At 58.8% G+C, this 12,557-nt stretch carries 13 protein-coding genes; 4 read left to right on the top strand and 9 right to left on the bottom strand.

Going from position 1 to position 12,557, the window contains the following annotated elements; all coding sequences use genetic code 11:
• Position 1 precedes the first annotated feature (1 nt).
• From AC2FJF_RS13580 to AC2FJF_RS13555, 6 genes are all read right to left on the bottom strand, one after another.
• Entirely contained in the window at positions 2-2,017 is a 2,016-nt protein-coding gene (locus AC2FJF_RS13580) for a M3 family metallopeptidase (RefSeq protein WP_496725872.1), read from the bottom strand.
• 105 nt (positions 2,018-2,122) lie between these two features.
• Positions 2,123-3,172: a HesA/MoeB/ThiF family protein gene (locus AC2FJF_RS13575; RefSeq protein ID WP_496725871.1), complete on the bottom strand. Its 1,050-nt coding sequence runs from the start codon at positions 3,170-3,172 to the stop codon at positions 2,123-2,125.
• Positions 3,172-3,627: a dUTP diphosphatase gene (gene dut, locus AC2FJF_RS13570; RefSeq protein WP_496725870.1), complete on the bottom strand. Its 456-nt coding sequence runs from the start codon at positions 3,625-3,627 to the stop codon at positions 3,172-3,174. Before dut ends, AC2FJF_RS13575 begins: the two co-directional genes overlap by 1 nt.
• Positions 3,628-3,642: 15 nt before the next feature.
• Positions 3,643-4,839, bottom strand: coding sequence for a bifunctional phosphopantothenoylcysteine decarboxylase/phosphopantothenate--cysteine ligase CoaBC (gene coaBC / locus AC2FJF_RS13565; RefSeq protein WP_496725869.1), 1,197 nt, complete (start codon positions 4,837-4,839; stop codon positions 3,643-3,645).
• Between the two features lie 62 nt (positions 4,840-4,901).
• Positions 4,902-5,717, bottom strand: coding sequence for a ChaN family lipoprotein (locus AC2FJF_RS13560; RefSeq protein WP_496725868.1), 816 nt, complete (start codon positions 5,715-5,717; stop codon positions 4,902-4,904).
• Entirely contained in the window at positions 5,714-6,592 is an 879-nt protein-coding gene (locus tag AC2FJF_RS13555; RefSeq protein ID WP_058273490.1) for an RNA polymerase factor sigma-32, read from the bottom strand. Before AC2FJF_RS13555 ends, AC2FJF_RS13560 begins: the two co-directional genes overlap by 4 nt.
• A 49-nt stretch (positions 6,593-6,641) precedes the next feature.
• Here AC2FJF_RS13555 and cobU point away from each other — a divergent pair, with 49 nt between their 5' ends.
• From cobU to AC2FJF_RS13535, 4 genes are read left to right on the top strand one after another with little or no spacing between them, the layout of a single operon-like run.
• Positions 6,642-7,214, top strand: a complete 573-nt coding sequence (cobU, locus tag AC2FJF_RS13550; RefSeq protein WP_496725867.1) for a bifunctional adenosylcobinamide kinase/adenosylcobinamide-phosphate guanylyltransferase — start codon at positions 6,642-6,644, stop codon at positions 7,212-7,214.
• Positions 7,211-7,789: a histidine phosphatase family protein gene (locus AC2FJF_RS13545; protein ID WP_496725866.1), complete on the top strand. Its 579-nt coding sequence runs from the start codon at positions 7,211-7,213 to the stop codon at positions 7,787-7,789. Before cobU ends, AC2FJF_RS13545 begins: the two co-directional genes overlap by 4 nt.
• 58 nt (positions 7,790-7,847) lie before the next feature.
• Positions 7,848-8,732 carry a glutathione S-transferase gene (locus AC2FJF_RS13540; RefSeq protein ID WP_496725865.1) on the top strand — a complete coding sequence of 295 codons (885 nt, stop codon included), beginning with the start codon at positions 7,848-7,850 and terminating at the stop codon, positions 8,730-8,732.
• Positions 8,733-8,777: 45 nt separating this feature from the next.
• Positions 8,778-10,292 carry a YifB family Mg chelatase-like AAA ATPase gene (locus AC2FJF_RS13535; protein ID WP_496725864.1) on the top strand — a complete coding sequence of 505 codons (1,515 nt, stop codon included), beginning with the start codon at positions 8,778-8,780 and terminating at the stop codon, positions 10,290-10,292.
• Here AC2FJF_RS13535 and gshB read toward each other — a convergent pair.
• The 3 genes from gshB to rsmI all read right to left on the bottom strand — a co-directional run bounded on the left by gshB (position 10,289) and on the right by rsmI (position 12,513).
• Complete coding sequence (gshB, locus tag AC2FJF_RS13530) at positions 10,289-11,221, bottom strand: glutathione synthase (RefSeq protein WP_496725863.1); 933 nt, start codon at positions 11,219-11,221, stop codon at positions 10,289-10,291. The two genes, AC2FJF_RS13535 and gshB, sit on opposite strands and share 4 nt — an antisense overlap.
• Positions 11,222-11,282: 61 nt before the next feature.
• Positions 11,283-11,654 carry a YraN family protein gene (locus AC2FJF_RS13525; protein ID WP_496725862.1) on the bottom strand — a complete coding sequence of 124 codons (372 nt, stop codon included), beginning with the start codon at positions 11,652-11,654 and terminating at the stop codon, positions 11,283-11,285.
• Between the two features lies 1 nt (position 11,655).
• Complete coding sequence (rsmI, locus tag AC2FJF_RS13520) at positions 11,656-12,513, bottom strand: 16S rRNA (cytidine(1402)-2'-O)-methyltransferase (RefSeq protein WP_496725861.1); 858 nt, start codon at positions 12,511-12,513, stop codon at positions 11,656-11,658.
• Positions 12,514-12,557: the final 44 nt, after the last annotated feature.

Raw genomic sequence — 12,557 nt, 5'->3', positions numbered from 1 at the left:
GTCAGGCCGCGACTAGCCCGCGGCCTTTCAACAGCGCTTCAACCCCTGGCAAACGTCCGCGGAACGCAAGATATAGGTCTTCGGCTTCGCGGGACCCGCCTGTGGATAAAATATTGTCCTCAAGGGCCTTTGCCCGTTCCGCATCAAAGGCTCCGCCGGCTTCTTCGAATGCAGCAAATGCGTCTGCATCCATGACCTCGGACCACATGTAGCTGTAGTAGCCAGAACTATAGCCGTCGCCCGCGAAGACATGCGCAAAATGCGGTGTCGCATGGCGCATACCAATGGCTTTTGGCATTCCGATACCGGCCAGCACCTCGGCCTGTTTTGCCATCGGGTCAGATGGTGCTGCGCCATCATGGAACGCGAGATCAACCAGTGCCGAGGCCACATATTCCACGGTCTGGAACCCTTGATCGAAATTCGCCGCCTTCAGAACCTTGTCCAGCATGTCTTGAGGCATCGGCTCACCGGTTTCAGCATGGGTCGCAAATTCCGCCAGGACCTCGGGTACCTCCAGCCAGTGTTCATAGAGCTGACTGGGAAGTTCCACGAAATCACGTGCAACGCTGGTGCCCGAGATGCTTTCGTAGGTCACATTGGACAACATCTGATGTAGGGCATGGCCGAATTCGTGGAATAGCGTGCGCGCATCGTCATACGACAGCAGCGCGGGGTCACCTTTGGCGAAATTGCAGACGTTGATCACGATTGGGGCCTGTTCCTTGGGGAACTTTGCCTGACCCCGCATGGCGCTGCACCAAGCGCCCGAGCGCTTGGACCCACGCGCAAAATAGTCGCCAACGAACACCGCAATATGCTGCCCGTCGCGCGTCACCTCCCATGCCCGGCAGTCGGGATGGTAAAGCGGTACATCCAGCGGGATGAACTCTAATCCGAATAGCCTGTTGGCACAGGAAAAGGCCGCCTCAATCATGCGATCAAGCTGCAGGTAAGGTTTCAGCGCTGCCTCATCCAAATCATGTTCGGCCTTGCGGCGTTTTTCGGCGTAGTAGCGCCAGTCCCAAGCCTCGAGCGGGCCATTCACGCCATCCTCCTGCATCATGGTGGTCAGGATTTCTGCATCCGCGTCCGCCCGCTTTTTTGCCGGTTCCCAAACCTGCATCAATAGATCGCTAACACGGTCTGGCGTTCGAGCCATTTCGGTTTCCAACTTGTAGTCCGCGAAACTGGAATAGCCCAAAAGCTTGGCCCGCTCTTCGCGTAGGCTCAGGATCTCGGCAGCAATCTCGCGGTTGTCCGTTTCACCGCCATTGGCCCCGCGTGCTGTCCAGGCGCGGTAGGCTTTCGCTCGCAAATCCCGGCGGGGAGAGAATTGCAGAAACGGAACGATCAGCGACCGGGATAGAGTGACGACAGGTCCATCAGCCCCCTTCTCATCCCCGGCGGCCCGTGCCGTATCCACAACGAATTCCGGCAACCCTTCCAAATCATCTTCGGACAAGTCCATTGACCATTCCCGTTCGTCCGCCAGAAGATTTTGGGTGAACGAAGTCCCCAGCGAGGCAAGGCGCGACTTGATCTCCTGCATGCGGGTGTCATCGTCGCCATCCAATGCGGCACCTGCACGCACGAAACCACGATGCGTTAACATCAGAACGCGGGCTTGTTCGTCGGTCAGCTTCAACTGATCCTTGCGCGCCCACAGGTCCGCGACCCGCTGAAACAGTGCTTTGTTCGAAGAAATCCCTGAAAAATGCGCCGACAGTTTGGGCGAAAATGCACGCTGCAGCTCTTCCCGCGCCGGGTTGCTGTCAGCCCCAGCAACGGTGAAAAAGACAGACAAAACCTTGTCCATCTGCTCTCCGGCCGCTTCAAGTGCCTCGATTGTATTGGCAAAACCGGCCGGTTCGGGGTTGTTTGCAATCGCGTCGATCTGCGCGTTATGGGCTGCCATCGCCTGTTCCAAAGCAGGGGCGAAATCGTCATCCGAAATCCGGGCGAATGGCGCGATTTCAAATGGGGTGGTCCAGTCGGACAGGATCGGATTGGTCATGCGGATCTCCTTTGCTGGTCAAGCTAGGGAGGCGGGGTGGAATGGTCCAGAGGCCGTGCCTGCAATACATCGAAATTCTACTGCAATGCTGGCGCGACGATTGCCCTAAGCGTCTTCTGCTCCGCATATGGGGCAATCTGAGCGTCGGGTCAGTGTGATCTTGCGGCTTTCGCCATAAAGCGCGTCATAGATCAGCATTTCGGCGCGCAGCGCCTGCCCGGCGCCCGTGATTACTTTGATCGCCTCAACCGCCATCATCGAGCCCACCACGCCGGGCAACGGGCCAATGACACCGGCCTCGGCACACGATGGGGCCAAGCCAGGAGCCGGGGCCTCGGGGAAGATACACTGATAACACGGGGCACCGTTGGCCGGGTCAAAGACGCTCAGTTGGCCTTCCCATTGTGACAGAGCACCCGAAATCAGCGGTTTACCCAGCGCCACCGCAGTGCGATTGGCCAAATAGCGTGTGTCGAAATTGTCGGTCCCGTCGAGGATCAGGTCAAAATCGTCGAACAGGTCCGCTGCGATTTCATCGGTCAGGCGGCGATGGTAAGGCAGGACAACGACGTTTGGGTTCTGGGCCTGCATGGCCTGCTGGGCCGAGAAAACTTTAGGCATCCCGATATCGGCGTCGCGATGGATCACCTGCCGCTGCAGATTGGCGTTTTCAACAATATCGTCGTCGATCACGCCGATGGTGCCCACCCCAGCCGCCGCAAGATACTGCAATGCAGGCGCACCAAGACCGCCCGCGCCGATCACCAGCACACGGGCCTGTTTCATCTTTTTCTGCCCCGGCCCGCCCAGTTCGCGTAGGACGATGTGGCGGGCATACCGCTCCAACTCGATCTCAGAGAACTTGTCAGACTGCATCGCGGTTTCCTCGGCTGGCTGTGGCGCGGCACGGTTGCGCAGCGTTTTGAGCACCTTGCCATAGCTCAATACCAAAACCGCTGCGCCCCCCAGGATCAACCACAATGCCGCAGACCCGCCGGTTGCCTCGCGCAGCGGGTGCCCACCCGGCAACGTCAGTTGGATAACAAGTACTCCGATCAGCAAAACGCTGACCGACACGGAGCGAGCAGTTCGGGACACCCCCGCTACGTACCCAATGCCCCACAGAGCACCGGCAAGGATCAGAACTAGAAGCATCAACCGCGTCCAGTCGAGCCAAAACCGCCTGCGCCGCGATCTGTGTCGCTGAGCACCTCAACGGGTTCAAACGCAGCCTGCACGACTGGGGCGACGACCAGTTGCGCGATGCGTTCACCATGCGCAATCTCAAAACTTTCCTGACCGGCGTTCAGCAGAATCACCCCCAGCGGGCCGCGATAGTCACTGTCGATCGTGCCGGGCGTATTAGGCAGGGTAATCCCGTGTTTCAGCGCAAGGCCAGACCGGGGTCGAACCTGCACCTCGTACCCGTTTGGGATCTCGATCCGTAACCCCGTGGGGACCAAGGCGCGTTGTCCCGGCGCCAGCGTGATAGGCGCGCCATCGGGCAGGTTTGCCCGGACGTCCGCCCCCGCCGCTCCGGTCGTTTCATAAGACGGCAAAGCGATGGCCGGATCAGCCCCGTCTTCGCGGATCACACGAATTGCTACCATCACTGCACCTCTTGTTCAGCTTGCCAAAGCGTCGGCGATCTTTTGCGCCAGACGTTGCGCCACGGCATCCTTGCCCATACGCGGCCATTCTTCAGCCCCATCGTCCGAGATCAGGGTAACCGCGTTTTCCGAGCCCCCCATGATGCCGGTCGCCGGGCTGACATCATTGGCGACGATCCAATCACAACCTTTTCGCGCACGTTTTGCGGTCGCGTGTTCAAGCACGTTGTCAGTTTCTGCGGCAAAGCCAACTACCAACGTCGGCCGCCCCGCATCCAGCCTAGACACGCGTTTGAGGATGTCTGGGTTCTCAGCAAACTCAAGCACCGGAAGACCATCGCGGCTTTTCTTAAGCTTCTTGTCCGAAGCAGCCGCCATGCGCCAATCCGCAACCGCAGCAGCAAACACACCCGCATCTACCGGCAGTGCAGCGTCGACCGCGTCAGACATCTGCTGCGCGGTTTCCACGCGGATCACCTGCACACCTTCGGGCGGCGAAACATCGGCAGGGCCGGTAACAAAAACCACATCAGCGCCCAGCGCAGACAACGCCCGTGCCACCGCGGTGCCCTGCGCGCCCGAGGACCGGTTGGCGATGTAGCGCACAGGGTCGATCGGTTCATGTGTCGGGCCGGAGGTGACCAGAATGCGCTTGCCCTTTAGCGGACCGTTGCCAAGTTGCGCCTCGACCGCGGCCACAATCTCAAGAGGCTCCGACATTCGACCTGGGCCGTACTCTCCACAAGCCATGTCACCCTCATTGGGTCCGACAAACCGGATGCCATCTTCTTGCAATTGCTTGAGGTTGCGCTGTGTTGACGGGTGATCCCACATGCGAACGTTCATCGCCGGAGCGCACAAAACCGGGGTATCTGTCGCCATCAGCAGCGTCGAGGCCAGATCGTTGGCCAGCCCAGCCGCCATCTTTCCCATCATGTCCGCCGTTGCCGGTGCGACCACGATAAGGTCGGCGGACCTCGACAGCTGAATATGGCCCATCTCGGCCTCATCCGTCAGGTCGAACAGATCGCGATAAACCTTCTCTCCAGCCAGCGCCGAGACCGACAGCGGGGTTACGAACTCTTCTGCCGCGCCTGTTAGAACCGGTGTTACCGAAGCACCACGTTCTTTAAGCCGCCGGATCAGATCCAGCGACTTATAGGCCGCGATTCCAGCGCCGATGATTAGAAGAATGCGTTTCGATGCCAGCATATTGTGCCCTTCCCGTCCCGGTCGGCCCGACATTAGGCAAGGCCAACGGACAGTTCCAGCGGTTAATTCTGTGTCTCAAACGCCAGACAAGGGTCTTCACGTTCGATGCCGGGGCTGTCGATCACAGCGTCGAACTCACCGTCGATGACGCCATCCTCGGACTGACCCAGCACGAAAACTTTTAAACCGGGGCGTAGCCGGGACAGAAAGGTTGGAATCCCTCTGTCCTTACGGGCATGACCATTGCCAGTGATCACTGCAACAGGTCCGCCGGTATCAGCCGCCGCGCGCAATATGGCCCTTGTTAGAACCGCATCCCGCAACCGTTGGATTGCGACCAGTTGCGACAAGGCGGTTTCGGGTATCGCATTGCAATGGGCGGCCAGCTGATCGGCTTCGCGCGCCGCCTGCTCATCCCGTGGCAAGGGGACGGTCAGACCATATCGCGCAGCATCTGCGCCTAGGGCCGTCGCAGCGCCGCGTTCCATAGCCGCTCGGGCCGCCGCACGCGGAACCATGGCACCGTAAACCGGCGCGTCTGAGGCCTGAAAGACCGGGTAGTACATGCTAAGCGGCGGCCAACCGGATTCGAGCCACTTCAGAATTCTGGCAAGCTCTTCCGGATCGGAAATGGCCTTGTCCGCCAATCTCTGAGCACCTTCTTCAGTCACCATTTCCCAGACAACCGCCGAGGGATTGATGGCCTTCAACGCCTCGGCCTGAATTATGTGGTGCTGCGGGTTGTCGTGAATTTCGCCTAATATGACGACGTCCGCAGACGTCATCGCAGACACAGCGTCGTCGGGTATCAACTCATCGGCATGGCCAGAGTTGGCCATAACCACCAGTACACAAAGCAGAATCGCAAGATGTTTCATGCGATGAAGTGTTGCACCTCACGCGATTGGGCTTCAAGGTTCTTGCGCATTTTCACAAAAGCCGCAGCCTCAAGCTGACGCACGCGTTCTTTGGACAGGCTAAGTTCCTGCCCTAGGCTTTCCAGCGTTCGGGCGGGTTCGCGCAGCTTGCGTTCGCGGACAATGAACCTCTCGCGATCATTCAAAGCCTGCATTGCCGTCACCAGCCATTCACGCAATTGCTGGGTATCGTGACTGTTTTCGACAGCTTCAGCGGCTTGTTCGCGCTCATCTTCCAGCGCGTCGATCCATTCCCGGCCGTCTTCATCTGCCGATTGAACGGCATTTAACGAGAAATCGGAGCCGGACAAACGACCTTCCATCATTTCCACGTCCCGCAGCGGAACGCCGATCTCTGCGGCAATCATCTGATGCAATTGATGACGGTCAAGATCCATGCCATCGGACGCGGCCTCACGCTCTAGCCGGGCCTGCACACGTCGCATGTTGAAGAACAGGGATTTTTGCGAAGACGTGGACCCGGTGCGCACCATTGACCAGTTGCGCATCACATAGTCCTGAATGCTCGCCTTGATCCACCAGACCGCATAAGTCGAAAACCGCACGCCCCGATCGGGGTCGAACTTGTCGGCGGCTTTCATCAAGCCTAACCCGGCTTCCTGGATCAGATCATTCATCGGCGCCCCATAGCGTTTGAACTTGGCCGCCATCGAAATGGCCAGCCGCATATAGGCCGTGATCAATCGGTGAAGGGCCTGTTCATCGCGGTCGTCCCGCCACGCATATGCCAACTTTAATTCGGTTTCCGCGTCCAGAAGCTCGGCTTTCATTGCCCTCCGGGACATCGAGAAGTCGTTCGCATTGTCCAGTGCCATTGAAATCTCCCCTTTTCACAGGCGCGGGCCGGGGTTGCTTTGCCGACCTATGAACGATACGCAAAACAAAACCGGGTGGATCACATGGAAGGTAATTATCGTGAGTCCGGATTTAACCTTTGTGTTGGGCGGCGCGGCCTCGGGCAAGTCGGCTTTTGCCGAACATCTTGTTGTTTCATCAGGAAAAAAGAGGGTTTATCTTGCAACATCACAAGTGTTTGATGACGAGATGCAAGATAAGGTCCAGCGCCATGTTTCCCAACGGGGCGAAGACTGGAAGACGATCGAGGCACCGTTTGACCTTGGCCCGACATTGGCGGATTTGCCCCCGAACTCTGTCTGTCTGATCGACTGTGCCACCATGTGGCTGACCAATCACCTGCTTGCAGAAAACGATCTGGAACAGACGCAAAGCGCGCTTTTACAATCGCTACGCCTGTGTTCCGCACAGGTCGTCATCGTCTCGAACGAGGTTGGACAAGGGATCGTCCCTGACAACGCGCTGTCCCGCCGGTTTCGCGAAGCGCAGGGACGGCTGAACATCGCATTGGCCGCCGAGGCCGATCTGGTGGTGCAGGTAACGGCCGGATTGCCAATTGTATTGAAGGGACAAGTGGATTGACACGTCTGCATCTTGTGCGTCATGGCCCAACTCATGCCAAAACGATGGTCGGTTGGTCCGACCTTCCCGCCGATCTGAGCGACCGCGCAGCCGTTGCCCGCTTGCATGATCACCTACCCGCAAAGGCACTTGTTGTTTCCTCTGATCTGAGCCGGGCCGCAGATACCGCCTCGGCCATACAGGGCCGCCGCCAGCGACTACCGCATCGACCCGCGCTGCGCGAAATCAATTTCGGCACGTGGGAGTTGCGTGCCTTCAAAGAGATCGAGGCCGAAGACCCCGAGCTTGCATTCGCATATTGGGACAACCCCGGCGACGTACGCCCCACCAACGGGGAAAGCTGGAACGAGGTTCGCGGACGCGTCAACGCAGCCGTTGACGAACTGATCACGCAACACAGCGGGTGCGATATCGTGGTCGTAGCGCATTTTGGCGTGATCCTGACACAGGTCCAAAGGGCGCTGGACGTCGACGCGCAAGAGGCTTTTAGCCATCGCATCGACAACCTTTCGGTTACCGAAATCACGCACAACGGAAAACACTGGTCCGTTGGGCGGATCAATCATCTTCCGTGATGCAACCGCGCACAAATCACTGATTTACTGAACGGGTCGGCCACGCCATCCTTCCCGTATGACTTATGATTTGTTTATCGGAGACCGCTTGTTTTCCAGCTGGTCCATGCGTGGCTGGCTGATGCTGGAAAAGTTCGGTCTGCCCTATCGTTCCCATATGATCGGCCTTTATTCGGGCACCATGGCCGAGGATATGAAACCCCTCGCCCCTGCCCGCCTTGTCCCTGCCCTGCGATTGCCTGACGGCACCGTGGTTGGGGAAAGTCTGGCGATGGCGGAAACGCTGGCCGAGTTGCATCCGGAAGCCGGGTTGTGGCCCGAAGATCCTGCCGCGCGCGCCACCGCGCGATGGCTTTGCGCGGAAATGGTAGCTGGATTTGGCGCATTGCGCGGACAGTGTCCGATGCAACTCAAACAGTGTTGGCAAGGGTTCGTTCCCTCGTCTGAGACGCGCACCGATCTGGCAAGGATCGAGACCTTGTGGGCTCATGCCCGTGATGTGTCAGGCGCGAATACCGGTCCTTTGTTCGGTCGCTATTCGCTGGCTGACGTGGTCTACACACCAGTCGCGGCGCGGATCATCGGCTACGGCTTGCCCGTGTCTAATGCCAATCGCGAATACTGTCTTGAGTTGCTGTCAGATGGACCCATCCGCCAATGGCGTGCGATGGGACTGACGGTCGAATACGACCCATTTCCCTACCCAATGGATCTGCAATCAGAACCTTGGCCAATCGGCGGCACGTCGCAGGCAAAGGCGGTTAATGGCACGACGTCAATCAATGACACCTGCCCCTATTCCGGCAAAGCCATTACTGCAGTTCTTGAACTCGACGGCCAACGCTGGGGGTTCTGTAATTCGTTCTGCCGTGACAAAACTGTCGCTGATCCCGGAGCCTGGCCGAAATTCACCGAAATGACCCGCGTTGTTAACGATTCTTAAACCGCGACCGTGGCAGCAACGACCTGTTAACCAAAAAGGTCATTCATGGTTGCCCGCGCCCATACCGTTGCTTTTCAAGGGGTTGATGCCCGCCCGGTCGAGGTGCAATGCGCCGTCTCGCCGGGATTGCCCGCCTTTTCCATCGTAGGATTGCCCGACAAAGCTGTGTCCGAAGCGCGGGACCGCGTCCGCAGCGCGTTAAGTTCCATGGCCATCGCATTGCCGTCGAAACGGATCACGATCAACCTGTCACCCGCCGACCTGCCCAAGGAAGGCAGCCATTTCGACCTGCCCATCGCGGTCGCGCTGCTATCTGCGTTAGAGATCATTCCTCGGGACGCCGCCGAAGGGTCGGTGTCGCTGGGCGAACTGTCTCTGGACGGCTCTCTGGTACCTGTTGTTGGCGCCTTGCCTGCCGCAATGACCGCTGCAGCAGAGGATCGCGCTTTGCTTTGCCCGCGCGCGTCAAGCGCCGAGGCTGCTTGGGTCGATGCGACGCAGGTCATCGGGGCTGGGTCGCTTGGGGACGTGGTGCGGCATTTCTCGGGCCAGTCCCCTCTGCCCGCCGCGCAACCCGGCGAAGTTACACTTGAGCCCAGCGCGAGGGATCTGCGCGACGTCAAAGGGCAAGAGCGCGCCAAACGCGCCTTGGAAATCGCCGCGGCCGGGCGACATCATCTGATCATGACCGGCACGCCCGGATCAGGGAAATCTATGCTGGCTGCTAGGCTGCCCGGAATTTTGCCGCCGCTCACGCCAGCAGAGGCCTTGGAAACCTCAATGATCCAATCTCTGTGCGGGCTCTTGGACGAAGGCGGAATCAGTCGCAGCCGCCCGTTTCGCGAACCTCATCACACGGCGTCCATGGCTGCGATCGTTGGTGGCGGCAGGGGGGCAAAGCCGGGCGAGATTTCGCTGGCCCACAACGGCGTTCTGTTCATGGACGAGTTCCCGGAATTTCCGCGCACGGTTCTGGAGACACTACGCCAGCCGATTGAAACTGGAGAGGTCATGGTCGCGCGTGCAAATGCCCATGTGAAATACCCCTGCCGGTTCATGCTGGTCGCGGCGGCAAACCCCTGCAAATGCGGGTACCTGACCGATCCCGGGCGCGCTTGTTCCCGCGCACCTGTTTGCGGAGAGGATTATCTGAGCCGAATCTCCGGGCCGCTGATGGACCGGTTTGATTTGCGGATTGAGGTGCCCCCGGTCAGATTCACCGATCTGGACCTACCACCCTCGGGTGACGGTTCCGCCACCGTTGCCGCGCGCGTCGAACAAGCCTGGTCGATTCAGGCAGAGCGGTTTTGCGATACACTGTCCACCCGTCAGAACGCCGATGTCGAGGGTAAATTGCTGGATGAAATCGCTGCCCCGGATGCTGAAGGCAAAGACCTGTTGCTGAAGGCAGCCGAGCGATTTGGCCTGTCTGCCCGCGCCTTTCACCGAATCCTGCGTGTGGCGCGTACCATCGCTGATCTGGACGGGGCACCGGATGTCCGGCGCCCTCACATTGCCGAGGCGCTCAGCTTTCGTATCAGCGCCAAGGCCGCGTCTTAAAGCTTGGCCTCAATCGCCTGCCAGATCTTTTCAGCGACGTTCACGCCGTTAAACCGCTCAAGTTCCTGAATGCCGGTCGGCGAGGTCACGTTGATCTCTGTCAGGTAGTCGCCGATCACATCGATACCCACAAAGATCTGGCCTTTTTCTTTCAGCAACGGTCCAATCGCGGCACAAATTTCCAAATCGCGCTCAGACAGGCCGATTTTCTCAGGGCGACCGCCCACATGCATATTCGAACGCGTTTCGCCCGCGGCCGGTACGCGGTTGATCGCACCGACTGCGTCACCATCGACCAGAATCACACGCTTATCGCCATTGCTGACATCCGGCAGGAATTTCTGAACAATCAAAGGCTCACGCGAGAATCCGGTGAACAGTTCATGCAATGAGGTCAAGTTGCGATCATTCGCATCCAGTCGGAAAACTCCTGCACCACCGTTTCCATAAAGCGGTTTGAGGATGACGTCGCCGTGCTTTTCCTTGAACGTCTTGATGGTCTGCAGGTCGCGCGCAATTGTTGTCGGCGGGGTCAATTCCGGGAAATCCAGAACCAGCAGTTTCTCGGGGTAGTTCCGTACCCAGAACGGATCATTCACAACCAACACCTGGCCCTTAAGACGGTCCAGCAGGTGGGTCGATGTGATGTAATGCATGTCAAACGGCGGGTCCTGACGCAGCCAGATCACGTCGAACTCTGCCAGGTCCACTTCATGTTCCGGGCCAAGTTCAGCCGGATTGCCTGCCACGCGCTGAACTTTCATGTCCTGACCGCGTGCGGTGATCCGCCCCTCTTGATAGGCTAGCTGATCCGGGCTGTAGAAAAACAGCGAGTGTCCGCGCGCCTGCGCCTCTTCGGCCAGACGGAATGAGCTGTCGGCATTGATATCCACGGCCCCGATCGGGTCCATCTGAAAGGCGATTTTCATGGCGTGTCCCTCAGTTTCACGCCAGATACATGGCCCAGCCACGTCGGGGGTTCAATGGGGATCAGGTTAAACCGAAGGCGTTTTCGATAATTTGAACGGCGCCCGAGGCATCCACCAAAGCCGCGTCAAACCGCACATTGGTCAATTGCCCGTCTGGTTCGGTTTCCAGGAATTGGGCCGCAGATGCGCAGATGCGATCCATCTGGCGGCGATTGATCCGGGCGGCGGCCGCATCGAAACTGATGCTTTTCTTAACCTCGACAAAGACAACTCCGCGAGCGTCGCGCGCAATAAGATCGATCTCCCCACCGGCGCCGCGCCAGCGGCGATTTAGGATGGAATAGCCGCGTTGTTCGTAATTTGATGCAACCTGCTGCTCCGCAGCCTGCCCGGCATGAAAAGACACCGAACTTCGAACGGATCGTGCGGCCATGTCATCCCTTTCCCAATTTCAGAGCCTTCTGATAGATCGGGCGGCGTGGCAGCTTGTACATCTCTGATACCAGATCGGCCGCGTCGCGAACCGAATGGGTTTCTAAGGCTCGTTTCAACGCCTCTTCTACGTCAGATTCGTTAACAGTTTCCGAATGTCCGCGGTCCACGAGCAGAACAATTTCACCTTTGACTGTCTGCCCTTGCAGGTCGGCCGCCAGTTCTTCCAACGTCCCGCGACGAACTTCTTCGAATTTCTTCGTCAACTCGCGGCAGATTGCGGCCTGACGGTCATTGCCCAGCACGGTTGCAAGATCCGACAAGCACGCCGCCACGCGTTTCGGAGATTCGTAAAACACTAATGTGCCCGGCACGTCCCGCAACGCCTCGATCCGCGACCGGCGCGCGCCGGTCGCGTTCGGCAAAAAGCCCGCAAAAAAGAACGCATCTGTCGGCAGCCCGGCCAGTGTCAGCGCCATCAGCGCCGCTGACGGTCCCGGTGCACAGGTCACCGTATGACCCGCTTCTGCGGTCTGCTTCCCCAAATCGTATCCCGGATCGGCAATCAGCGGCATTCCGGCCTCGGAGGCATAAGCGACAGACTTCCCGTCCTGCAACGCATCAAGGATTTTGCCGCGCGCGCCTACGCCGCTGTGATCGTGATAGGCCAGGATTCGCCGCCCATCCAGCGGGACTCCGTGAATTTCCATCAACCGGCGCAAGCTGCGCGTGTCTTCGGCGGCGATGACATCCGCCGAAGCGAGCACATCCAGCGCTCTAAGCGTGATATCGCGCGCCGCCCCGATCGGAGTGGCAACAAAATACAGGCCAGCGCCCAATCTTACTTTTTGGAAATTCAAAGCTGGACCCTCACAGCGTGACGTTTATTATCGCGGCATAACAG

The sequence above is a fragment of the Ruegeria sp. CDSB013 genome (assembly GCF_059611165.1).
The sequence above is the reverse complement of the archived record's forward strand: the minus strand, read 5'-3'. Positions and strand labels throughout refer to the sequence as shown.

What these genes read in the sequence shown, in the direction of transcription:
- AC2FJF_RS13580 (WP_496725872.1), bottom strand. Translation starts at nt 2,017, where the DNA reads ATGACCAATCCGATCCTGTCCGACTGGACCACCCCATTTGAAATCGCG.
- AC2FJF_RS13575 (WP_496725871.1), bottom strand. Translation starts at nt 3,172, where the DNA reads ATGCTTCTAGTTCTGATCCTTGCCGGTGCTCTGTGGGGCATTGGGTAC.
- dut (WP_496725870.1), bottom strand. Translation starts at nt 3,627, where the DNA reads ATGGTAGCAATTCGTGTGATCCGCGAAGACGGGGCTGATCCGGCCATC.
- coaBC (WP_496725869.1), bottom strand. Translation starts at nt 4,839, where the DNA reads ATGCTGGCATCGAAACGCATTCTTCTAATCATCGGCGCTGGAATCGCG.
- AC2FJF_RS13560 (WP_496725868.1), bottom strand. Translation starts at nt 5,717, where the DNA reads ATGAAACATCTTGCGATTCTGCTTTGTGTACTGGTGGTTATGGCCAAC.
- AC2FJF_RS13555 (WP_058273490.1), bottom strand. Translation starts at nt 6,592, where the DNA reads ATGGCACTGGACAATGCGAACGACTTCTCGATGTCCCGGAGGGCAATG.
- cobU (WP_496725867.1), top strand. Translation starts at nt 6,642, where the DNA reads ATGAACGATACGCAAAACAAAACCGGGTGGATCACATGGAAGGTAATT.
- AC2FJF_RS13540 (WP_496725865.1), top strand. Translation starts at nt 7,848, where the DNA reads ATGACTTATGATTTGTTTATCGGAGACCGCTTGTTTTCCAGCTGGTCC.
- AC2FJF_RS13535 (WP_496725864.1), top strand. Translation starts at nt 8,778, where the DNA reads ATGGTTGCCCGCGCCCATACCGTTGCTTTTCAAGGGGTTGATGCCCGC.
- gshB (WP_496725863.1), bottom strand. Translation starts at nt 11,221, where the DNA reads ATGAAAATCGCCTTTCAGATGGACCCGATCGGGGCCGTGGATATCAAT.
- AC2FJF_RS13525 (WP_496725862.1), bottom strand. Translation starts at nt 11,654, where the DNA reads ATGGCCGCACGATCCGTTCGAAGTTCGGTGTCTTTTCATGCCGGGCAG.